Annotated in this window: 23 protein-coding genes; 14 read left to right on the top strand and 9 right to left on the bottom strand. The window is 48.9% G+C overall.

The window, feature by feature from the left end:
• Positions 1–20: 20 nt before the first annotated feature.
• The 8 genes from AC4IE7_RS20585 to AC4IE7_RS20550 all read right to left on the bottom strand — a co-directional run bounded on the left by AC4IE7_RS20585 (position 21) and on the right by AC4IE7_RS20550 (position 8,240).
• A complete protein-coding gene (locus tag AC4IE7_RS20585) occupies positions 21–524 on the bottom strand; it encodes a hypothetical protein (RefSeq protein WP_490778756.1) in 504 nt (167 codons plus the stop codon).
• 32 nt (positions 525–556) lie between these two features.
• Positions 557–2,317 (bottom strand): hypothetical protein, encoded by a 1,761-nt coding sequence (locus AC4IE7_RS20580; protein WP_490778755.1) that lies wholly within the window; start codon positions 2,315–2,317, stop codon positions 557–559.
• 113 nt (positions 2,318–2,430) lie between these two features.
• Complete coding sequence (locus AC4IE7_RS20575; protein ID WP_490778754.1) at positions 2,431–3,822, bottom strand: tetratricopeptide repeat protein; 1,392 nt, start codon at positions 3,820–3,822, stop codon at positions 2,431–2,433.
• Positions 3,819–4,847: a vWA domain-containing protein gene (locus AC4IE7_RS20570; RefSeq protein WP_490778753.1), complete on the bottom strand. Its 1,029-nt coding sequence runs from the start codon at positions 4,845–4,847 to the stop codon at positions 3,819–3,821. Before AC4IE7_RS20570 ends, AC4IE7_RS20575 begins: the two co-directional genes overlap by 4 nt.
• Positions 4,840–5,880: a vWA domain-containing protein gene (locus AC4IE7_RS20565; protein WP_490778752.1), complete on the bottom strand. Its 1,041-nt coding sequence runs from the start codon at positions 5,878–5,880 to the stop codon at positions 4,840–4,842. The genes AC4IE7_RS20570 and AC4IE7_RS20565 overlap by 8 nt, the downstream gene beginning before the upstream one ends.
• Positions 5,873–6,352 carry a DUF4381 domain-containing protein gene (locus tag AC4IE7_RS20560; RefSeq protein ID WP_490778751.1) on the bottom strand — a complete coding sequence of 160 codons (480 nt, stop codon included), beginning with the start codon at positions 6,350–6,352 and terminating at the stop codon, positions 5,873–5,875. Before AC4IE7_RS20560 ends, AC4IE7_RS20565 begins: the two co-directional genes overlap by 8 nt.
• The gene (locus tag AC4IE7_RS20555; RefSeq protein ID WP_490778750.1) at positions 6,352–7,263 is read right to left on the bottom strand and encodes a DUF58 domain-containing protein; all 912 of its coding nucleotides are present in this window, start codon (positions 7,261–7,263) and stop codon (positions 6,352–6,354) included. The genes AC4IE7_RS20560 and AC4IE7_RS20555 overlap by 1 nt, the downstream gene beginning before the upstream one ends.
• A 20-nt stretch (positions 7,264–7,283) precedes the next feature.
• On the bottom strand, positions 7,284–8,240 hold the full coding sequence (locus tag AC4IE7_RS20550; protein ID WP_490778749.1) for an AAA family ATPase: 957 nt from the start codon (positions 8,238–8,240) through the stop codon (positions 7,284–7,286).
• 706 nt (positions 8,241–8,946) lie between these two features.
• Here AC4IE7_RS20550 and typA point away from each other — a divergent pair.
• The 13 genes from typA to tatC all read left to right on the top strand — a co-directional run bounded on the left by typA (position 8,947) and on the right by tatC (position 19,937).
• Entirely contained in the window at positions 8,947–10,758 is a 1,812-nt protein-coding gene (typA, locus tag AC4IE7_RS20545; protein WP_490778748.1) for a translational GTPase TypA, read from the top strand.
• Between the two features lie 1,138 nt (positions 10,759–11,896).
• The gene (pip, locus tag AC4IE7_RS20540) at positions 11,897–12,850 is read left to right on the top strand and encodes a prolyl aminopeptidase (protein WP_490778747.1); all 954 of its coding nucleotides are present in this window, start codon (positions 11,897–11,899) and stop codon (positions 12,848–12,850) included.
• A gap of 1 nt (position 12,851) precedes the next feature.
• Positions 12,852–13,289 carry a D-aminoacyl-tRNA deacylase gene (gene dtd / locus AC4IE7_RS20535; protein WP_490778746.1) on the top strand — a complete coding sequence of 146 codons (438 nt, stop codon included), beginning with the start codon at positions 12,852–12,854 and terminating at the stop codon, positions 13,287–13,289.
• A 140-nt stretch (positions 13,290–13,429) separates the two neighbouring features.
• Positions 13,430–14,389, top strand: coding sequence for an MBL fold metallo-hydrolase (locus AC4IE7_RS20530; protein ID WP_490778745.1), 960 nt, complete (start codon positions 13,430–13,432; stop codon positions 14,387–14,389).
• A gap of 139 nt (positions 14,390–14,528) precedes the next feature.
• Complete coding sequence (hisB, locus tag AC4IE7_RS20525; RefSeq protein ID WP_490778744.1) at positions 14,529–15,119, top strand: imidazoleglycerol-phosphate dehydratase HisB; 591 nt, start codon at positions 14,529–14,531, stop codon at positions 15,117–15,119.
• A 20-nt stretch (positions 15,120–15,139) separates the two neighbouring features.
• Positions 15,140–15,781, top strand: coding sequence for an imidazole glycerol phosphate synthase subunit HisH (gene hisH / locus AC4IE7_RS20520; protein WP_490778743.1), 642 nt, complete (start codon positions 15,140–15,142; stop codon positions 15,779–15,781).
• A gap of 30 nt (positions 15,782–15,811) precedes the next feature.
• Positions 15,812–16,549, top strand: a complete 738-nt coding sequence (gene hisA / locus AC4IE7_RS20515; RefSeq protein ID WP_490778742.1) for a 1-(5-phosphoribosyl)-5-[(5-phosphoribosylamino)methylideneamino]imidazole-4-carboxamide isomerase — start codon at positions 15,812–15,814, stop codon at positions 16,547–16,549.
• 24 nt (positions 16,550–16,573) lie between these two features.
• The gene (gene hisF / locus AC4IE7_RS20510; RefSeq protein ID WP_490778741.1) at positions 16,574–17,344 is read left to right on the top strand and encodes an imidazole glycerol phosphate synthase subunit HisF; all 771 of its coding nucleotides are present in this window, start codon (positions 16,574–16,576) and stop codon (positions 17,342–17,344) included.
• Positions 17,341–17,721: a phosphoribosyl-AMP cyclohydrolase gene (gene hisI, locus AC4IE7_RS20505; protein WP_490778740.1), complete on the top strand. Its 381-nt coding sequence runs from the start codon at positions 17,341–17,343 to the stop codon at positions 17,719–17,721. The genes hisF and hisI overlap by 4 nt, the downstream gene beginning before the upstream one ends.
• 8 nt (positions 17,722–17,729) lie before the next feature.
• Positions 17,730–18,047, top strand: a complete 318-nt coding sequence (locus AC4IE7_RS20500) for a phosphoribosyl-ATP diphosphatase (RefSeq protein ID WP_490778739.1) — start codon at positions 17,730–17,732, stop codon at positions 18,045–18,047.
• A gap of 131 nt (positions 18,048–18,178) precedes the next feature.
• Entirely contained in the window at positions 18,179–18,421 is a 243-nt protein-coding gene (gene tatA, locus AC4IE7_RS20495) for a Sec-independent protein translocase subunit TatA (protein ID WP_490778738.1), read from the top strand.
• A gap of 37 nt (positions 18,422–18,458) precedes the next feature.
• On the top strand, positions 18,459–18,812 hold the full coding sequence (tatB, locus tag AC4IE7_RS20490; protein ID WP_490778737.1) for a Sec-independent protein translocase protein TatB: 354 nt from the start codon (positions 18,459–18,461) through the stop codon (positions 18,810–18,812).
• A complete protein-coding gene (tatC, locus tag AC4IE7_RS20485) occupies positions 18,813–19,937 on the top strand; it encodes a twin-arginine translocase subunit TatC (RefSeq protein WP_490778736.1) in 1,125 nt (374 codons plus the stop codon). It begins immediately after the preceding gene.
• Between the two features lie 4 nt (positions 19,938–19,941).
• On the opposite strand, the gene AC4IE7_RS20480 is transcribed toward tatC, so the two are convergent.
• Complete coding sequence (locus AC4IE7_RS20480) at positions 19,942–20,280, bottom strand: pentapeptide repeat-containing protein (RefSeq protein WP_490778735.1); 339 nt, start codon at positions 20,278–20,280, stop codon at positions 19,942–19,944.
• A 149-nt stretch (positions 20,281–20,429) separates the two neighbouring features.
• Here AC4IE7_RS20480 and AC4IE7_RS20475 point away from each other — a divergent pair, with 149 nt between their 5' ends.
• The gene (locus AC4IE7_RS20475; RefSeq protein WP_490778734.1) at positions 20,430–21,341 is read left to right on the top strand and encodes a LysR family transcriptional regulator; all 912 of its coding nucleotides are present in this window, start codon (positions 20,430–20,432) and stop codon (positions 21,339–21,341) included.
• Positions 21,342–21,493 lie beyond the last annotated feature (152 nt).

Here is a 21,493-nt window from a genome sequence, read left to right as displayed (position 1 = left end):
CAGGCCAGATTCCGAAATCACTATTGCAACTTGTTTACTTTCAAAAGCACTGCGAGCGCTGCAAGTGCTGTCTTTTCTCCCTTGCTGATCTTGTTTCCGAAGATACCCAGGAAACCGCCGGATGACTCGGCAACAGCCTTACCGATCTGCAACAGAGACAATTTGAATTGCATAGCCTCATCATCACTTAATTTTAAATCAACAGCCTTTGCAATATTCTCGATCACAGACTTAGGGTCTACTTCGCCATACAGTACATCCTTCGTCAGAGACTCCATATTTGGGATAACCTCAATCATCACATGTTGCATCATCACACTATCTCCGGCTATACCCTTTAACAACTCCTTGTGAAAACTGACAACTTCTTTTCTATCTATCGTTCCATCGGCACCAGCAACCAGGGCGAAGACGACGATTGGTGAATATAGGATATAGTTCCACTCATCATCTGAGAATAGAGCCTTATAACCACTATCTTGACCGCTATTCTCTTCTGCATCAGGTTGTTCAAAATCGCTCATAAGTTATTCATAGATAATTGGCCATAAACTCTTCAGCTTAGTGATTGCTGGATTGAATGGTCTGGATTAAGGTTTGGCAGATTGTTTCTGGCTTCTTCACTACCACTCGATTTTTGTCGTTTCCACACTATCAGAGTTGGACGTATCTCATGTTTGAAGGCCTCCTTCCATTGATTAAAGTCCAGATCATTGTGTCCGTAGATGGCCTGTTCAAGTTCATGGATAAGATACTTGATCTTGCCTGGATCTGCTTTAGGATGAAAGTCGAGGATATGTTCAGCAATGATACTGTAGGGTGCATTAGTTGGTAACCCAAGATGTTTGTTGGCCAGAAAGCGCAGGGTATAGCCCCATACCTCCGGGTCGCTCTCTTCGTCGACAAACCTAACACAGAAAAAGAATCGAACGGACAGGGGGAGTGCTCCGACAAGTTTACGACGCCAGCGATGCCACCTTGCAACAGGGTTAAGAACAGCAGTAGTAGCCCGTAGTTTATCCTTTAAAGGTGAAAATGCCGGGGCCATACGGCGCATTGGATCTTTTAGAAAAACTACCAGAGGCTCCAATGGAGAAGATTGGTCATCACTCTTATTACGATGGGTGAACCATAGCGCCATCCAATATCCAAAAATAATTCCGAACACCACAGCCAGAGGAATCCAGAAAGCCGCTGAGGTTCCAGAGGGAAACAATGAAGCTTCAGATGAAAACAGGCCGTTATCCTTCCGCGTACCGCTGACAGCAATCGGATGCAGTGGCACCGAGGCGCGTTGTGGCATCTCTGTTCTGGTATTCCACCAGTTGATACTCATTTGAGGTAATTTCAGATCTCCACCAAATTGAGGCACCAAAGTGAAGCTTTCAATTCGACGACCAATGATCCTATTGGATTTTTTTTCCAGATAGGTGTCTGTTTGGTTGCTGTCCCGATAGACACGAAATGCATCACTATTCAGCTGTTGTTCAAGGCTAGGGAGTTTGTTTCCGGACAGCCCAATGGCAGTTAACTCAGTTGTGATCGGTAGGGGTTTGCCTGCAGCAGCTTTAATATTCTCAGGAAACTTGACCTTCAGTGTCAGTTGTTCCAGTGGCAGCCAGGGAGTACTTGTCGGGTCAGCTTCGCGCACAGTGAAATCAATTGGGTCAGACATTTTAGCTTCAAACGCTCTGTTACTGCGTTGGTAGCCGACAATCTGCTCCTCACCTGTGACTCGGATTGCGGGGATTAGAAATTTTCCAGGTTTGAGCGGAGTGATTTCATAGTAGAAGTCGTTGACTATCTGCCGCTTCCCTTTGATTGTGCGTGAGTAGGTTACAGGTCCCTCTTTCAGGTTGAGAACGAAATTGCTGATTTGAGGAATATGTGGCGTGGTTGTGCGCAAATTGTTTTGGCTGATGACGCTCAGCTTGAACATCACACTCTGTTGAGTATAGGGAGCGTCTGTAGAAATCTTGGTTTCAATAAAGGGTTTTGTTACCTGGGTATTGTAGTAACCGGGGGGGGAGTAGGTTTGTCTCCGCTGAGCAGGCCAGTTAGTGCCATAGGGGGTATTTGGCCGCTGCCCTGTGCTGGGCGCGCCTGCTTGTTGTTTGCCTGGCTGCGGGTAGTTCCACTGGCCGGGAGCCGGGCTCTGCCAATAGGGTTGACCTGGGTACTGATTGGCGTGCAGGTGACTCGACAGGGTCATCAGTGCAAGAGAGGCAAGGGTGATGGATTTTAGTGACCTGTTAGCGAGGTCGATCGATTTGAAGCGCCCAATAATGAGCTTGATCGAGGTTAGGGTCACAGCCAAAGGCTTATTTACTTGGTAAGATCCATAATGTCGAGCAGTTGAATTTTTCTTGGCAGCACTCATGTTATTGAATTGCCAGTTGAATTTGATATCAATAATGCCTCCCGATAGTCCTACCAGGGCCTGGTTTCTCTGTCTCGTCCACCACGACTGCGTAGGTACTTATATTCTTCTAGTTTGAACTGCTGCTGCATCAATTGTGTTGGGTCGCCTTCAACCTGGTCTAACCACTGCTCCATCAATGGGTTTTTTCCAGTTAAGCGTCCACCTTCATCTTTACCACCATCTGTTTCAGACTGCCCCTCCTCAGATTGGGGCAGATTGCTTTGGTCCACCTGATCCACGGCATCTGAGCGTAGTTGATCATCTGGATCTATATTTCGTTCTCCTGAATCTTGATCCAGCCTGCTGGGTGATGATTCAGTCTGCTGCTCTTCCTGATCCTGAGATTTGAGATTAGCAGACATTTCATCACTCTGTTGTGGATCATCCGATTTAGAGTTTTCTTCCTGCTCCTTGCCCTCTTCTCTCTGCTGCTCTTCATCAGTGCCTTGTTCGGACTGTTGATCCTGGTTCTCATCACTTTCAGAGGATTCTTCTTTTTCTTCAGTAGTACCCTGTTCGGACTCTTGTTCCTGGGTTTGGTTACTCTCAGAAGATTGATCCTGTTCATCAGTAGAGCCGCTATCGCTTTTCTGCTCTTGCTCTTTCTCCTGCTCTCCCTGCTCAGCGTCTTCTGATTCGCCCTCGCTGCCGCTCGACTCTTGCTCCTGCTGTTCGCCTGTTTCAGATGACTCTTCCTGCTCTTCCGATTCTGAGTCTCCAGACTCCTTCTGCTCCTGCTCCTGCTCCTGCTCCTGCTCTTGCTCCTGCTCTTGCTCTTTCTCCTGCTCCTGCTCTTGCTCCTGCTCCTGCTCCTGCTCCTGCTCTTGCTCCTGCTCTTGCTCTTTCTCCTGCTCCTGCTCCTGCTCCTGCTCTTGCTCCTGCTCCTGCTCCTGCTCTTGATCCTGCTCTTGATCCTGCTCTTGATCCTGCTCTTGATCCTGCTCCTGCTCTTGCTCTTGATCCTGCTCCTGCTCCTGCTCTTCTTCCTGCTCCTGCTCCTGCTCTTCTTCCTCTTGCTGCTCGGCCAACTTATCTTTTGCCAGCGCTAAATTATGTCGTGCATCTTCGTGTTCCGGATCGAGCTCCAGGACTGACTCGTAGGCATCTACTGCCTGTTCATACTCTTCCAGACGATAGTGGCTATTGCCCTGGTTATAACGTGCATCAAGTTTTACTTCATCCCGTTCTGCCAGTTTGAAATCTTTGATGGCACTTTCATAGTCACCAGTACGATAGTGAGCTACTCCACGGCGATAAGCATCCTCAAAGCCCTCTGCTGCCTCATCATAGTGTCCCTGCTTATAGTTTTCGGCGGCCTGTTGCTCATGGTTTAGAAACCAATCGGCTTGGGAGATGGATATTTGGAGCAGTAAAATAGTCAACAGGCAGAGTCTTTTCATGACGGAGACCTCCCTGGAGCAACTACTCGAAAGTAGGGCAGTAAAAATAACAACAGAGGAATCAGCAACCAGTAGAACTGTTCGTTCCAGACACGTGTCTTTTCCTGACTGCGGGTGGGGGTTCCTAACTCTTCACTGGCCAGGTCAAGGATGCGTCGACTATCCAGGTCGCGAAAATCGGCCTCTATGTATTGACCACCGCCAGCTTGTGCAATGTGTTGCAAGAGTGATTGGTTAAGCTTGGATTCGATGACACTCCCTTTTTGGTCTCTCAGTAAATCGCTTTGACCGACCCGTGCAGGTATAGGGCCGCCCCCGGGCGTGCCAACGCCAAGCGTGTGTAGTGCTATGCCCTGATTATTGAGCTTCTCTACTTTTTCGATGAATCCAGGTTCATCGAAATCTCCATCACTGATTAAAAGTATAGTGCGGCTGTTGTGTGAGGTATCACTGCCAAACAGTTGCTCGGCACGCTCTAACGCGGCGACCAGTCTGCTGCCCTGGAGGTTAGCCAGTTCTGATGTCACCGCTGGCAGTGCAGCGAGTATACTTTGGCTGTCTTCGGTAATCGGTGACACCACATGAGGGACTGTTGCAAAGGCGATCATGCCGATACGTATCTCATCATTCAACATCACCAGATCCTGAACTTCCTGCCGTGCTCGTGACAGACGGGATGGCGGGGTATCAGCCACATTCATGGAGCGTGAGATATCCATCAACACAACCAGATCACTGGTGGGTGAAAATGCCTCTATATCTGTGAAATCCCAACGTGGTCCAGCCAGAGCGATAACCAGCAGAATCCAAAGCAACGCCCAGCGGGTAAAACGGCTCCAGCGTTCATTGACACTCAGCTCTCTTATGCCCGCCAGGTGAGGCAGAAGATGCTCGTCGGCGTAGCGATGGAAGAGTCCCTGTCGAGGACGTACCACGCTAAGGATCAACCAGGCGAACACCGGTATCAAGCCAAGCAGGGCAAACAACCATTCCGCTCTGGCAAAGTGGAAGCCGGTTTCAGGCATAGCCACCACCTTTCAACTGGCGCTGTCTCCCTTCGGGATAGACACCAAGGATCAACATCAGTACTAGCGCCGCAGTAAGGGGCCAATAGTAGAGAGGTTGTGGAACATAGACAGTGCGTGATTCTGCCTCAGTCTTTTCCAGTTCGTCGATTTTTTGGTAGATCTTTTCCAATGCTGCAGTATCTGTCGCTCTGAAGTAGGCGCCACCGCCAGCTTCCGCAATCTCCTGCATCGCTTGCTCGTTGAAATTGAGATCGCTGCGAGTCACGACACGACCGTTTTCCAGAATCGGAACACTCTTCTTATCACTGCCAACACCGATGCTGTAGATACGGATATTCTCCTCTCCAGCCAGCTCTGCTGCTTTCAAGGGTGGGATTGTACCGGCTGTGTTTTCTCCATCGGCGATCAATAGAAGCACCCTGGAGCCCTCGGGACGTTCTCTTAGTTTCTTTACACCTAAGCCCAAGGCATCGCCTATGGCAGTACCATCACCGGCAATACGTGGTATGACATCCTTTAGCAGACTATTTACCGCTTTGCGATCATAGGTTAGTGGGGAGAGGACATAAGCGCGGCTACCAAAGATAACCAGACCGATACGGTCGCCCTGTCGGCCATCAATAAACTTGGAGACCACACCTTTGATTACCTGCATCCGACTTACTTGCTTACCATCCAGGGTGAAGTCCAGGGCGTTCATCGAATGAGAGGCGTCAACCAGCAGCATCAGGTCATAGCCTTCTGTGCGGTTCTCTGTGTAAGGTTCCAGCCACTGAGGACGCATCAGGGCTAATACCAGAAATAACCAGATCAGAGAGAGCAGACCGACATAGAGGCGCTTACTTAAAGGAACTTTTGGACGCTTGGTTTTAAAGGCAGCTTCCAAATGAGACAGACTGGGATGTAGCAGGGTGGCTTGAAGGCCTTCTACAGATTCCTTCTTGTCAGTGGCAGGGCGAAGCCACAAATATCTGACGAGAAAAGGCAAAGCCAGTAACAGAGCCATCCAGGGCCAGTGAAATTCAAACATGGCACGCTTCCTCACTGACCCAATGGATAGCTGCATCGATCAACTGCCCCAGGGCAGCTTTATCTGTACTGTAATCCGGTGGTGCATAGGGAATTTCCAGCAGCAGACGACCCTTTTCCCGCCAGGGAAAGCCTGTGGAGTCGTTACTCTGTAGCCAGTCGAGCCATGCTTCGTCAGTCAAAGATGCGGTCATTTCCCTCCCGCAGCGTGCAATGGCTATGCGTCTTAATAATTCAGAAAGATCACTCGCAATCGGTTTGACCGGTTCCCGCTTGATGCGTTTTTTGAGTGAGATCAGGCGACGTCGTGCATCCTGTTGCCACCGTCCCAGGGGATAGAGACGACGCCTATTTATCAGCCATCCAATAACGAGAAGCAACAGCAATACAACAGCTAGCACCAACCACCATCCAGGGGCGAGTGGCCACCAGGAGACTGAGTCTATGCCTCGAATGTCGCGTAGTGGATCCATTAATGTCGGCCGAAATGCTTTGCCAGGCCACGAGTTAGTGTCAGATGAATCTCTTCATTGGTGGCGATGGGTAGCAGGGTAATACCCAGGCTGTTGGATAGTGTTGTTAGCTCTTCGCGATGCTTGTTCCAGGTTTCAGAATAGCGTGCTCTGGCTTCACGGTCATTGGTGTCTATCTCAATAGCATTGCCATCAGGTCCAACAAAGGTGACCTTACCCATTTGCGGAAGATCATGGTCAGCGGGGTCGTCTACCGGTAGGAGTACCACTGTGTGGCGTTGACAGAGTCTACCCAGGGTTTGGCGCAGACCCGATATTTCACGGTTCAGATCGGCAATGACAAAGATAAGAGAGCCTATGGTTGATCCTCTATCAACTCTCTGTAACGCTTCAGATAGACAGTCCTGATTGGGCTGGTTGGGAAGCCCTTCATGGGTCAGGGCATGTAACAGACGCCATAAGGCGCGACGGTCTTTGGTCGGTGGAAAGTATTGCATGCCTTGTTTGGAATCACCGAACAACATCCCCCCAACACGGTCATGAAGACGTGAGGCGGCCCATCCCAACAAGGCCGCAGCTTTGGCGCCCTGGATCGATTTAAAGGTACCGCGTGTACCAAAACTCATGTGAGGTCCGCAGTCGACGCACAACACAACACTCCGCTCCCGCTCCTCTCGGAAGATCTTCATGTGGGGTACGTTGGTGCGGGCTGTGACATTCCACTCCATGTTGCGAATATCGTCACCCTCGCGATACTCACGTACCTCCTCGAAATCGAGTCCAGTACCGCGAAATACCGAGGCATAGAGTCCGCTAAAGCTGGTGCCGACCAAATGGTGCGATGCAAGTCCGAGGGTATGCGCCTGATGGCGCAGCTCGAGTAAGTCGTCAATGTGTGGATGGAGACTCATAGTTACAGCGAGTGTTTACGCTAAGGGATTGCGACCATATCCAACAGACGGGAGAGAAAATCGTCTGTGGTAATACCTTCCGCCTCTGCTTCAAAGGTCAGCAGTATGCGATGGCGCAGGATCGCTGGAGCGACTGCCTGAATATGGTGTGGTGCTACAAATTCTTCGTCATCCAGCCAGGCTCGGGCTCGTGCACAGCGGGCCAAAGCGATACTGGCTCGGGGTGAAGCACCGAATCGGCACCAGCGTGTCAGATCATTGTCATAGGCCTTGGGGTTACGGCTGGCTTGCACCAGATCAACGATGTAGCTGTTGAGTTTTGGATCCAGATAGAGTTTGTTTACCTCCTGCCGGATTGCAAAAAGCTCTTCTTGACTGAGAGGATTACTGGGCGGCTCAGGCTTGTGTTGTTGCTGAGCATTATCGAGTTCGAGGATCTGCAACTCTTCATTTCGATTTGGGTACTCTACATTGGCCTGCATCAGAAAACGGTCAAGTTGTGCTTCTGGCAGGTGGTAGGTGCCCTCCTGTTCAACAGGATTTTGTGTTGCCAGCACCATGAACAGACTGGGAAGTTGATAAGTCGTTTGGCCAACCGTTATCTGATGTTCGCCCATTGCCTCCAGAAGTGCGGACTGTACCTTTGCAGGGGCTCTATTCACCTCATCCGCCAACAGGATATTGTGGAACAGGGGGCCCTGTCGAAACTCAAACTCCCCTTTCTCATGTCGGTAAATGTCAGTGCCGATAAGGTCTGACGGAAGTAGATCAGGGGTGAATTGTATGCGGTGAAAATCTCCCTCTATACCTTCAGCCAGTGCTTTCACTGCTGTGGTCTTGGCAAGCCCTGGAAGACCTTCGATAAGGAGATGACCATCACTTATAAGACAAATCAGCATACTGTCGATAAAGCTGGTTTGTCCGATTACTCGCGAAGCCAAGTGCTCGCGTAACGGGGCAAGGACGGATGAGTTCATTAACTTCTACTACTTTAGGCTGCGTTGATTATTGTTAAGCACTTAGGTATCAGACGGCGTTGCCATCTATCCCGGCTTTATTTTTGCCTGTGCTGTGTATCAGACTATCCTGGCTATTATTTCAACAGAGTGCAAGCTCTAGAAGCACTCCTAATTATTCGATTATTAGTAACTCTTAATTCACAATTCTGATTTACTAAGATTGTTCGATAGTTATCCTAGCTTAGAGCATTATTTTCTAATTTGGTTTCATGACCGCAAAAAAACAACTTCACTGGGACTATTCAGATCTTTTGTGTTCAGAGATTGCTCTCGAGCTACCTTATATAATCTGTTCACAGCAGGTTGTATCCATTGCGTCAAGTCTATTTTTACCCATGCATCTCTCCGTGTAGAGGCTTTGAGCCTTACTTAATGCCTTGAATTAAAAGAAATATTATAAACTGTTCATTTTTTTTACGATCTAATGTCTGATCCCGAATTTGCTGGCATCAGAGGCAATTTCCAGCGGTTATCAACAATGTTATCCACAGGAGCTGTGGGTAAAACTGAAAGTTTCGTATTCAAAGGGGGTTGACGATAGTTTCTGTCTATTGTTTTCAATAAGCTCTGTAACTCACTGTAATAAAAGGAATATATAAATATTCAAAATCATTTCCTCATTCATGGGTATAATCCGCCCTCATTTTGTATGTGGACCACCCTGATGATTGAGAATCTTAGAAATATCGCCATTATCGCGCACGTCGACCATGGCAAGACCACCCTTGTAGATGAACTGCTGAAACAGTCGGGTACGCTGGGTGATCGTTTTGGCAAGGTTGAGCGAGTGATGGACTCCAATGATCAGGAGCGGGAGCGGGGTATTACTATACTCTCAAAAAACACCGCTATTCGCTGGAATGACTACCGCATCAATATTGTCGATACCCCCGGGCATGCCGATTTTGGTGGAGAAGTAGAGCGGGTTCTCTCGATGGTGGATTCTGTGCTTTTGCTGGTCGATGCCCAAGAGGGTCCTATGCCGCAAACGCGATTTGTCACCGAGAAGGCTTTCCAGCATGGTCTACGCCCTATAGTTGTGGTCAACAAGATTGATAAACCAGGCTCTCGTCCTGATTGGGTAATCGACCAGGTATTCGAACTATTTGATCGTTTGGGGGCCAGTGACCATCAGTTGGATTTTCCGATTGTCTACACATCGGCGGTGGGTGGTTACGCTGGGCTTGAAAACGATATAACAGAAGGTGAAATGACACCGCTCTTCGAAGCTATTGTCAGTCACTGTCCTGCGCCGGACGTCGACCCAGAGGCGCCGTTTCAGATGCAGATATCCAATCTGGACTACAACAGCTACGTTGGTGCGATAGCTGTAGGCCGGGTAACTCGGGGTAGCGTCAAACCCAATCAGCAGGTGGTTGTTGCGAAGTATGATGGTGAGCAGCATCGGGCCAAGATCGGTGTGGTCTATGGCTACCTTGGTCTCGAACGGTTCGAAGTGAAAGAGGCGAGCGCAGGGGATATCATCGCAATCAGCGGTATGGAGGCTCCAAATGTCTCTGATACTTTGTGTGATCCTGAAAATATTGAGCGCATGCCACCATTGACTGTGGATGAGCCAACGGTATCCATGACCTTCCAGGTTAATACCTCACCGTTTGCGGGCAAAGAGGGTAAATATCTGACTTCAAGACAACTCAAAGAGCGTCTTGAACGGGAGTTGATTCATAATGTTGCCCTCAGAGTAGAAGAGGGGACGGATCCTGAAAAGTTTAAAGTTTCCGGTCGTGGTGAACTCCATCTGTCTGTATTGATTGAGAGTATGCGACGAGAAGGATTTGAATTGGCAGTCTCACGTCCTGAGGTAATCTTTCGTGAAGTCGATGGGGAGATTTGTGAACCTTACGAACAGCTGACTGTGGATGTTGAGGAGAAGGATCAGGGCACGATCATGGAGGCCTTGGGTGCTCGTAAGGGGGATCTCAAGGATATGGTTCCAGATGGTAAGGGACGGGTTCGGCTCGACTACATCATACCCTCACGTGGCTTGATCGGATTTCAGACAGAATTTATGACCAGTACTTCAGGTACCGGACTCATCTATCACGTTTTCGATCACTATGGTAAGGCTCAGCAAGGGGGGATTGCTCCTCGTAAAAACGGAGTACTGATTGCAAACGGCCAGGGTAAAGCCTTGGGATTCGCGCTCTATAATCTGCAGGAGCGTGGCAGACTATTTACCTCACCGGGTGATGAGGTCTATGAGGGGCAGATTGTAGGGATTCATGCCAGAGACAACGACCTGGTTGTAAATCCCTTAAAAGGCAAGCAATTAACCAATGTCCGTGCCTCAGGAAAGGATGATGCAATCCTGTTGACACCACAATTACGTTATAGCCTTGAACAGGCCCTGGAATTTATTGAAGACGATGAACTGGTAGAAGTTACCCCGCAGGATATTCGTATTCGCAAGAAATATCTGAAAGAGCACGAACGTAAACGCGCCTCTCGGGAATAGGGGAACTCAGGCAAAACCCGAAGTATTTTTTTAAATCGCCAGCCTGGCGGGGTGAAAAATATTGCGGGCTCAAAAAAAGAAAAGCCCAACTGCGATCCTTGCGGTTGGGCTTATAGTCGTCGGCTTGGTTGGCTAAGCGTTTCGTCCTTGAGCTATCCCTAGCAAATTGTCCTTTAAAGAAACTTCCTTGAAGACGACGATTAAATAATGACACAAAAATTCACGTTTATCGTGGGAATTCCGCCACTGATGCTGTGGGATAATTCTTGATTGGATGTAAGAATTTTCCTACGTTTTAAGTTGTTGAATATTAAATAAAAATGTGGGTTATTTACTTGTGGCCAACTAACAGTCCCCAGAATCTCAGCCAATTTAGGATGCTATTTCACAAGAGTGAAATTAATTGGCAAATGAACAGTAGTTATTGCCAACGATTACCCACTATTGATCTTGATATATAACGATAGCTCTCCACTGATCAGAATATTTTCGGCAGAGGTCTAATAGTGGAATCAATTTGAGTTGGTTTGATCATCAGAAAGAGAAAAGCCCAATCGCACTCCTTGCGATTGGGCTTATAGTCGTCGGCTTGGTTGGCTAAGCTTCCCATCCATGTTCTATCCGTAACGATTTATCCCTGTATTCAAGTGTCCTTGTTGACGACAATTAAATAGTGACACAGTTTTTTACAATTAGAGTGGGAATATTCACACTAAGAGTGTGAGATTTGTCTCTTTTAAGTGTAAGAAAATTCTTACGCTACTAAGTTATTGAAAAATAACAGTAAATAATTTGGTTATCGAGTGTTATTCTCAATGAGTTGATTTTTGTAGAGATAAAACAGAGCTTGCAAAGGGTGATAGGCTAGTGGTAAGCCGGAAAAATGGTTGCGAGGGTCTCAGAAAATGAAAAAGCCCAACTGCACTCCTTGCGGTTGGGCTTACTGTCATCGGCTTGGTTGGCTAAGCTCCTCATCCATGCTCTTTCCCTAGCGGCTGATCCTTGAGATTTATCCCTAAAGATGACAACTTAATAATGGCACAAAAATAGTCTTAGATAATGGGACTAATTACCACATGTACGTAGGAATAATCTCTTGGAAATGTAGGAATATTCTTACAGAGATAATGGATCCACAATGATTGACCTCTATCCTGCGATTGAGCCCTATAAAACCCAGCGGCTCTCAGTTGATAATCAACACCAACTCTATATCGAACAAGTGGGTAATCCCGCAGGTATACCAGCACTTTTTCTACATGGAGGCCCCGGGGCAGGTTGCGAGCCTTATCATCGGCGTTTTTTTAATCCCGATCTGTTTCGTGTCGTGCTGTTCGATCAAAGAGGGTGTGGCCGCTCAACACCCCATGCATCTCTGGAAAACAACACAACCTGGGATTTGGTGGCAGATATAGAGAAGATCCGAGAAGAACTCGGCATTGATCGTTGGTTGCTGTTTGGTGGCTCCTGGGGTTCAACCCTTGCATTGGCCTACGCCCAGGCCCATCCTGAACGCGTCTCCGGGATAGTACTAAGAGGTGTTTTTCTTTGTCGCGATAGAGAAATCGAGTGGTTTTATCAAAATGGGGCGAGTTGGGTTTTTCCCGACTATTGGGAGGATTTTATTGCGCCGATTCCTGAGCACGAGCGGGAGAATCTTCTCCATGCCTACTATCGTCGCTTGATCGGTGAAGATGAAATCACACGCATGTCTGTGGCTAAGTCCTGGTCTGTCTGGGAGGGCAAGACAGCCAGTTTACGCCTTAACCAATCCGTGGTTGGTTTTTTTTCCAACCCCCATACTGCACTGAGTCTAGCCAGAATAGAAGCGCACTATTTTGTAAATCACGCCTTTCTTCGGCCTAATCAACTATTGATTGAGACACCAAAGCTGGAAGGGATACCGGGGACGATTGTGCAGGGTCGATATGACCTGATCTGTCCCATGCAATCTGCCTGGGAGTTAAGCCAGGCCTGGCCGGGAGGCGAATTGGTTATTGTTCCTGACGCGGGTCATTCTGCCTCTGAGCCAGGTACCAGTAGCGCACTTGTTCAGGCGACAGACCGTTTTGGGACTCTGCTGGGATTATAGAGTGATAGGTTTATTGCAAAGGGCGCGGAAGGGAGAGGTGTCAATCGACGGGCAGTCAGTAGCCAAAATCGGATATGGCCTGGTGGTGCTGGTTGGTGTACAGAGAGGCGATGATCAGAGTAAGGCTGACAGATTGTTAGAGCGACTGCTGGGCTATCGGGTTTTTCCTGATGAACAGGGTCGTATGAACCTGAGCCTGCTGGATGTTGATGGCGGATTGTTACTGGTTCCCCAATTTACCTTGGCTGCAGATACCCGCAAAGGGATGCGCCCAGGTTTTTCCAGTGCTGCGGATCCCGAACTGGGAAGGGATCTTTTCCACTATTTGTCTGAACGTGCAACTGAACGTTGCAGTCGGGTCGCCTGTGGTGTGTTCGGTGCTGATATGCAGGTTGAACTGACGAATGATGGTCCGGTGACTTTCTGGCTGGAGTGTTAGGTCTGTTAACAGGCCCTATTAACCCTGAAGACAACATACTTAGTCGCCGGGTTAATAATACCTTAAACTCTGATTGTTTTAATCGTCTTAGCGCTAGGCAACAATCAGCAGATAGAGAGTCAACTCAATCATTAAGAAATATGAGCCATTCCATCACAAAAATCCTACTTACTATTATCATATTGTCGCACTCTATTTTGGCTGTTGCCGAGCGCGGGCCTGCGGTACCAGACTATACAGCAGAGGAGATAGCTAAGGGGGTCTATGTTATTCATGGCCCCCTTGGTGTGCCATCAGTCGAAAACCTGGGATTTATGAATAACCCGGCCTTTGTCGTTGGAGATCAAGGTGTTGTGGTTATCGATCCAGGTTCGAGCGTACAGGTAGGGGAGATGTTACTGCGTCAGATCGTTAAAGTGACTGATCTGCCGGTTGTTGCTCTATTCAACACCCATATTCACGGGGATCACTGGCTCGCCAATCAGGCATTTAAAAATGCCTACCCGAATGTAGAGATCTTTGGTCATGAGACCATGCGACAGCTGGTGCTGAAAGGAGAGGGTAAAACTTTTCTGGAAACACTGATGAGAATGACCGGGGGAGCTGTCAGTGGCACGGTCGAGGTGCCGCCGAATCGATCTACAGCTCATGGAGAGGAGATAACCCGGGCAGGTATAACCATTCGGGTGCACTATCAGGCCGAGGCCCATAGCCACTCAGACATTATGTTGGAACTGCCAAAGCAGAAAGTGATCTTTCTGGGTGATAATGTGATGAGCAATCGTCTTGGTCAAATGGACAGCGCAACTTTCAAGGGGAATATCAAAGCCATTGATATGGCACTGGCAACCTCTGCAGAGATTTTTGTTCCGGGACATGGAGTGACCGGTGGCAGAGAGGTTCCTGAGACCTATCGCAGATACCTGTCGACACTCAAATCGGAAGTGGCGAAATACTATGAAGAGGGAATGAGTGACTTTGAGATGAGCTCACTTGTGACCAAAAACCTGGATCAATTCCATACCTGGATCGATTTTGAGCGCAATGTCGGACGCCATATCAGTCTTGCCTATCTAGAGGTCGAAGCCGAGCTTTTCTAATCCTGAGCTGCAGAATTAATCCAGTCTGTCGGTAGGCGCTGTCATTTTCTCCGTTTTTCTCTAGAATAGGCGGTTTGATTGGGGTGAATGGATAACCATCACTCCATTGCACATCGCAATCATGACCGGAGTCTTTGTTATGCAGCGTACCGCGCAGGTTGAGCGCAATACCCTGGAGACGCAGATCAGCGTTTCGATCGATCTGGATGGCACTGGTGAATCCAGTTTTGCCACTGGGGTGCCTTTTCTCGATCACATGCTGGATCAGATTGCGCGCCACGGCTTGGTCGATATGCAGGTGTCCGCCAAGGGTGATCTGCACATCGATGCCCACCACACTGTGGAGGATATCGGCATCACCTTAGGTCAGGCTTTATCTAAAGCTGTGGGCGATAAAAAAGGTATTCGTCGATATGGACACGCCTATGTTCCACTGGATGAAGCTTTGTCACGCGTCGTGGTCGATTTCTCAGGGCGTCCTGGACTGACCTATGAGGTTGATTTCTCCCGGGCACGTATCGGGGATTTCGACGTTGATCTGTTGCAGGAGTTTTTTCAGGGACTGGTCAATCATGCCGGCATAACTCTGCATATTGATAATCTGAGAGGCACAAATGCTCACCACCAGGCGGAGACTATCTTCAAAGCACTGGGACGGGCTTTTCGTGTTGCTCTAGAGATGGATCCACGCATGGCAGAGAAAATCCCCTCCACCAAGGGCACTCTGTAAAAAGATTCGCAGGTATTAAGATGTCACAGCGTATCACCGTGATCGACTACGGTATGGGAAATCTTCGCTCTGTCGCCAAGGCGGTCGAGCATGTTGCAGCGGAGCATGATGAGGTCCTGGTCACTGATGATCCGGATCTGATTCTTGGTTCAGACAGAGTCGTGTTTCCTGGACAGGGAGCGGCTCGAGACTGCATGGCTGCAATCTCAGATCATCATCTCAACCGTGCAATTCTGGATGCAGCCCAGAGCAAACCCTTTCTTGGGATTTGTATGGGGCAGCAGGTGTTGCTGGAAGAGAGTGAAGAGAACGGTGGCACATCATTGCTGGGCCTTTTTACGGGGCGGGTCAAACGTTTTCCCGGTGGGGTCGCAGCGGATGGCGAAGCCTTGAAAATCCCCCATATGGGTTGGAATGAGGTAAACCGACGCGATGATCACCCTCTGTGGAGCGGAATACCAGAGAGTAGCCGATTCTATTTCGTGCACAGCTACTATGTTGACCCGGAGGATAAGGGACTGGTGGCTGCAACGACAGATTTTGGGGTCAGTTTTGCAAGCGCCATAGCCCAGAACAATCTTTTCGCGGTTCAATTTCATCCCGAGAAGAGTGCTGATGCGGGGCTGCAACTTCTGAAAAATTTTGTAAATTGGGAATCTTGAATCCCTATCATATTGAGTTAGGAATCGCTTGTGTTGTTAATACCTGCAATAGATCTCAAGGATGGCCAGTGTGTGCGATTGCGCCAGGGTCGGATGGAAGATGATACGGTTTTTTCTGATAATCCCTTGCAGATGGCCACCCAGTGGGTTGAAGCTGGGGGGCGCAGACTTCATCTGGTCGACCTGAATGGTGCCTTTGCTGGAGAGCCGGTCAATGGGGATGCCATTCGTGCCATCGCCTCAGCCTACCCTGACCTGCCGATTCAGGTTGGTGGCGGTATTCGTGATGAGGCAACCATCGAGGCCTATCTTCAGGCGGGTGTGGACTACTGCATCATCGGTACTCAGGCGGTAAAAGAGCCGGAATTTGTCGCTCGGGCCTGTAAGGCGTTCCCAGGTCATGTGATCGTTGGTCTGGATGCCAAAGAGGGTATGGTTGCGATCAATGGTTGGGCTGAGGTGACTGACCAGGAGGTCACTGAACTCTCTCGGCGTTTCCAGGACGATGGTGTTTCAGCGATTGTCTATACAGACATTGGACGTGATGGCATGCTCAGCGGTCCAAATGTTGAAGCAACGCGGGATCTGGCCAATGCAGTCTCTATTCCAGTGATCGCTTCGGGAGGTATTACCAATATCAATGATATTGAGGCCCTCTGTCAGGCTGATACCAGTAACATTATGGGGGCCATCACCGGAAGAGCGATTTACGAAGGAACCTTGGATCTGGCTGAGGGACAACGTCTTGCTGACCAGTTGTCAGGTTAATCAAAGTAGATAGGATTATTGGGTATGCTTGCAAAACGCATCATTCCTTGCCTCGATGTCGACGCAGGTCGTGTGGTTAAAGGGGTTAAGTTTGTCGATATTCGCGATGCTGGGGATCCGGTAGAGGTGGCAAGGCGCTATAACGAGGAGGGTGCTGACGAAATCACCTTTCTCGATATCACCGCCAGTTCAGATAACCGTGAAACCATCGTGCATGTGGTTGAGCAGGTGGCCAGTGAAGTTTTCATACCTTTGACAGTCGGTGGGGGTATTCGTACCGCAGAGGATATACGTCGTATGCTCAATGCCGGTGCTGACAAAGTTGCCATCAACACTGCAGCGGTTTTCAATCCTGAGTTTGTCAAACAGGCGACAGAACGTTTTGGTTCACAATGTATCGTGGTGGCGATAGATGCAAAAAAGGTCAGTGGTGAAGGTGAGCCATTGAAGTGGGAGATCTTTACCCATGGGGGACGCAAACCCACAGGATTGGATGCCATAGAGTGGGCCAAACGGATGTGTGACTATGGCGCAGGTGAGATCCTGCTTACCAGTATGGACCGGGACGGCACCAAAATTGGCTTTGACAATGAACTGACCCGGGCGATTGTTACGGCGGTACCTGTTCCAGTGATCGCATCCGGTGGTGTCGGTGAACTGCAGCACCTGGTCGATGGGGTCAAGCGTGGTGGCGCTGATGCCGTATTGGCAGCAAGTATTTTTCACTTTGCTGAGTACTCTATCGGTGAAGCCAAGCAGTTTATGCAGCAGCAGGGTGTCGAGGTTCGTCTGTGAGTTGGCTCGACGCAGTTAAGTGGGATAGTGATGGTCTGGTGCCGGCAATCGCCCAAGAGCGTGACACCGGCAAGTTGCTGATGATGGCCTGGATGAACAGAGAGGCACTCAGACTGAGTCACGAAACCGGGCATGCGGTCTACTGGTCCAGATCGAGAAAAAAACTTTGGCACAAAGGTGAAGAGTCGGGACATCAACAGGTCATTTCCGCCATTCGACTCGATTGTGACGGCGACGTGGTTCTACTCGAGGTTGAGCAAAAGGGTGGTATTGCATGTCATACTGGAAGGCACAACTGTTTTTTTCGAAAACTACAGGGTGAGCGCTGGGAGGAGACACTGCCAGTACTTAAAGATCCCAAACAGATATACAAGTGAGCCAGGATATGAGTGAGATACTGCAGCAACTGGCTCAAGTACTTGAAGAGCGTAAACAGGCTGAGCCTGACAGCTCCTATGTAGCCAAGCTCTATGACAAAGGGCTTGATGCGATCCTGAAAAAGATAGGAGAAGAGGCAACTGAGACGGTGATGGCGGCAAAAGACGGCATTCCCGAGAAGATTGTCTATGAGACTGCAGATTTATGGTTCCATAGCATGGTAATGCTGGCGCACCAGGGTTTGGGGCCTGATCTGGTACTGAAAGAGTTACAACGGCGTTTTGGCCTCTCTGGTCTTGAAGAGAAGGCGCAACGAGACAAGTAGTGCTGGGGATAGAACCCAGGTATCATCCCCGGGTTGTCCCAGTAAAGAATGCTATGCGCACACTGCCTGATCGGGTTTAATGGTCGCGCAGTTTACAAATTAAACCGGCGAGTCCGGAGGTGGAGATTATTATGGGTTTTGGTGGTATCAGTATTTGGCAGTTGTTGATTATCCTGGCAATTGTATTGTTATTGTTCGGAACCAAACGACTGAAAAACATCGGCTCTGACCTGGGTGGCGCCATCAAAGGATTCAAAGGTGCAATGAAAGATGGCGAGAAACAGGCCTCTAAAGCAAAAGAGCAGATCGAACAGTCTGAAAGCGGTACTGTTGTGGATGGCGAGGTCACCTCGAAAGAGAAGGAAAAGAGCTGAATCCTGGTAACATCCATCAGATTGATTAGAGAACAGCATGTTTGATGTCGGTTTCTGGGAACTGACGATTATCGCACTGGTTGCGCTGGTCGTTATCGGTCCTGAACGTCTACCAAAAGTGGCCAGAACTGCGGGCCTCTGGCTGGGGCGTGGACGGCGATTCATCTCGACTGTAAAGGCCGACATCGATCAAGAGATCAAGGCGGAAGAGCTTAAGGATATTCTGCAGAAACAGGCGCAAATGGCCAATCCGGTGCATGAGATCCTGGAAGAGACAAAGGATGATCTAAACCAGATCAAACAGGAAACAGCAAGCCAGATGCAAGAGGTAAAGAGTGCTGTAGATTCCGATCAACCCTCCGATAATAAGAAACCGAATCAAACAGAATAGATGTCGGCCGTAAACTCACCAGATACCAAGAGCCAAGAGCAACCCCTGGTCGCACACCTGATTGAACTGCGTGACCGTGTATTGCGTATGGTGCTAGCGGTTTTAGTGGTGTTTGCTGTCTTGTTTCCGTTTGCCAATGATCTCTACAGCGCCATTGCCGGGCCAATGCGAGCCGCGCTGCCTGAAGGCAGTACGATGATCTCAACCAAGCCCATCGATCCATTCCTAATACCCTTTAAGCTGAGTTTGCAGCTCGCTATTTTCATTGCGATCCCATTCATTCTTTCTCAGTTTTGGGCATTTGTTGCACCTGGCCTCTACCGCCATGAAAAACGCATGGTGGTGCCCCTGCTGGTTTCCAGCACCCTGCTGTTTTATTGCGGCATGGCTTTCGCCTATTTTGTGGTCTTTCCCCTGGTGTTTACATTTCTTGCGGGAACGGCTCCAGAGGGTGTCGAGGTTGCAACCGATATGGGCAGCTACCTCGATTTTGTAATGACCCTGTTCTTTGCCTTTGGCGTCGCTTTTGAGGTGCCCATCGCCACCATAATTTTGGTATGGCTCGGGATTACCACCCCAGAAAAGCTTCGCCAGAAACGTCCCTATGTGATTGTTGGGGCCTTCATTGCAGGTATGTTTCTAACACCGCCAGATGTGATATCACAAACCCTGTTAGCGCTACCGATGTGGGTATTATTTGAGTTTGGCGTAATCTTTTCGAAGGGCTTTGTACGGCAAAAGGAGGAGGATGCCGAACCGCTTGCCGAGGAGAGTGAAGGTGATTTAAACCAAGAAGGCCCCCTTCAAACAACAGAGTCACCTGTAGGTAGTGATATCGATCCTGCCCATGACTATCTGGATCCCGACCGTTTTGTGCCGATGTCTGATGATGAGATGGAAGCGGAGTTGGATGCGATTGAAGCTGAGGATGAAGATGATTCTGAACTGCTCGATACACCGGCAGACGACCCCCTGGAGCAAAAACTGCATCAGGTTCAGGTCTTCCGGGCATCTGGCAAAGTGGATCAAGCCAGAGATCTGCTATATGAGATCCTCCAGGATGGGAATTCGGATCAGCGCATGGTGGCGCGAAATATTCTGGCCCAGCTCGATTCCGAGAGCTGATCGTTCAACTTGTCCGTAGCCGGGTGCCATGAACCAGGGAGAGCGTGATCTCTTCAGCAGATAGCGATGAAGGAAAATAGGTACCTGATATTTTTGCACCGCTGATGCTGGCCCCTTCTAGATTGGTAAGCCTCAGGTCAAGCCCACGAAGGTCTGCATGTCGTAGATAGGCACCTGCCAGGCTAAGGTCTTTTGCATCCAGTTCTCTTAAATCCACACTTCTTAAATCGGCATTCTCAAGATTGCAGGCCTCTCCAGCAGACCGACGCTGATTGAATTCATTCACCTGTCCATGTTTCAACAGTTGATACATGGGATCCTGTTTATTCACGGGCTGTGACATTGTGACCTCGCTCGATAGTAGATATCTATTTAAGGCGTAACAGTAGTTTATAAGTGGGGAGAGCAGCCATAACAATTTATGTATTTATTGTTGCTATTGAAGTATTCTCCATCTAGTATTGATAATATTAATACTTGAGAGCAACTCATATGGCCGGTACCCCACAGATTCATTATAAGCAAAATCGTCTCAAGCAACTGAGGGCCTTTTGCCATGCTTCACAGACAGGTTCAATCAGTGAAGCTGCTGAGCGGCTCTATTTGAGCCAACCGACTGTCTCATTGCAGATTCAAGCACTTGAACGGGAGCTGGAAACTGTACTATTTGAACGTCGGGGGCCAAAAATCAAACTTACCCCTGAAGGGGAGACCCTCTACAAGCTTTCACAACCACTTGTTGAAGGGATGGATAAACTTCAGGAGACCTTTTTAGCCTCCTGCGGAAAACTGGAGAGTGGTGAGCTCAATATCGCTGCTGGCGAGTCTACGATCCTCTACATTCTTCCTGAGCCGATTAGACGCTTTGCGGAGCGCTATCCAGGTATTCGGGTGAAGCTGCATAATGTTACTGGCAGGGATGGCATGGCAATGCTCCGTGCAGATGAGACTGATCTGGCTATCGGTTCTCTGATGGAGATTCCTGATGATGTGACCTATCAGCCTGTCGTTAACTATGCCCCCGTGTTAATCACCCCCAATGATCATCCTTTGGCAAAGAAGGAGAGCATTAGACTGCACGATATCAGCCCCTATGGTTTGATCTTGCCGCCTCACCATCTCAGTACATGGCGAATGGTGGATCTTGTGTTCAAGCAACACAATGCCAACTATAACGTGACCCTTGAGGCCGGCGGCTGGGAAGTGATCAAGAAATACGTTGAGATTGGTCTGGGGATATCCATAGTGACTGACGTCTGCCTGACCGGAGAGGAGCAGGTGGCGACTATTCCACTGGGTGAATATTTCCCGGATAGGAGTTATGGCATCGTATTACGACGGGGTAAATTCCTCTCCCCCCAGGCGAAGCGGTTCCTGGAAATTGTCAAAGAGCTCTATAACTGAAATCTGAGATCAGTGCTTTTTTAATAAGATCAACAGATTGTAGAATTCATTTCTGCGGTTTATAAGAATTTAGGGTCAAATCGAGGTACTTTTCGGGATGATGGGAGCTTTTATTGGTCAGCAATCTAATGATCAAGGTTATTTTCCTCATA

The sequence above is a fragment of the Candidatus Thiodiazotropha sp. AKAK3 genome (assembly GCF_058244645.1).
This window is presented reverse-complemented; position numbering and strand designations above follow the sequence as displayed.

Bases quoted from the DNA above. Each gene is read 5' to 3' on its own strand.
- tatB (WP_490778737.1), top strand. From the start codon at position 18,459: ATGTTTGATGTCGGTTTCTGGGAACTGACGATTATCGCACTGGTTGCG.
- hisB (WP_490778744.1), top strand. From the start codon at position 14,529: ATGCAGCGTACCGCGCAGGTTGAGCGCAATACCCTGGAGACGCAGATC.
- AC4IE7_RS20550 (WP_490778749.1), bottom strand. From the start codon at position 8,240: ATGAACTCATCCGTCCTTGCCCCGTTACGCGAGCACTTGGCTTCGCGA.
- tatA (WP_490778738.1), top strand. From the start codon at position 18,179: ATGGGTTTTGGTGGTATCAGTATTTGGCAGTTGTTGATTATCCTGGCA.
- AC4IE7_RS20500 (WP_490778739.1), top strand. From the start codon at position 17,730: ATGAGTGAGATACTGCAGCAACTGGCTCAAGTACTTGAAGAGCGTAAA.
- AC4IE7_RS20565 (WP_490778752.1), bottom strand. From the start codon at position 5,880: ATGTTTGAATTTCACTGGCCCTGGATGGCTCTGTTACTGGCTTTGCCT.
- AC4IE7_RS20585 (WP_490778756.1), bottom strand. From the start codon at position 524: ATGAGCGATTTTGAACAACCTGATGCAGAAGAGAATAGCGGTCAAGAT.
- typA (WP_490778748.1), top strand. From the start codon at position 8,947: ATGATTGAGAATCTTAGAAATATCGCCATTATCGCGCACGTCGACCAT.
- AC4IE7_RS20480 (WP_490778735.1), bottom strand. From the start codon at position 20,280: ATGTCACAGCCCGTGAATAAACAGGATCCCATGTATCAACTGTTGAAA.
- hisH (WP_490778743.1), top strand. From the start codon at position 15,140: ATGTCACAGCGTATCACCGTGATCGACTACGGTATGGGAAATCTTCGC.
- AC4IE7_RS20560 (WP_490778751.1), bottom strand. From the start codon at position 6,352: ATGGATCCACTACGCGACATTCGAGGCATAGACTCAGTCTCCTGGTGG.
- hisF (WP_490778741.1), top strand. From the start codon at position 16,574: ATGCTTGCAAAACGCATCATTCCTTGCCTCGATGTCGACGCAGGTCGT.
- AC4IE7_RS20475 (WP_490778734.1), top strand. From the start codon at position 20,430: ATGGCCGGTACCCCACAGATTCATTATAAGCAAAATCGTCTCAAGCAA.
- tatC (WP_490778736.1), top strand. From the start codon at position 18,813: ATGTCGGCCGTAAACTCACCAGATACCAAGAGCCAAGAGCAACCCCTG.
- AC4IE7_RS20575 (WP_490778754.1), bottom strand. From the start codon at position 3,822: ATGAAAAGACTCTGCCTGTTGACTATTTTACTGCTCCAAATATCCATC.
- AC4IE7_RS20570 (WP_490778753.1), bottom strand. From the start codon at position 4,847: ATGCCTGAAACCGGCTTCCACTTTGCCAGAGCGGAATGGTTGTTTGCC.
- AC4IE7_RS20555 (WP_490778750.1), bottom strand. From the start codon at position 7,263: ATGAGTCTCCATCCACACATTGACGACTTACTCGAGCTGCGCCATCAG.
- AC4IE7_RS20530 (WP_490778745.1), top strand. From the start codon at position 13,430: ATGAGCCATTCCATCACAAAAATCCTACTTACTATTATCATATTGTCG.
- pip (WP_490778747.1), top strand. From the start codon at position 11,897: ATGATTGACCTCTATCCTGCGATTGAGCCCTATAAAACCCAGCGGCTC.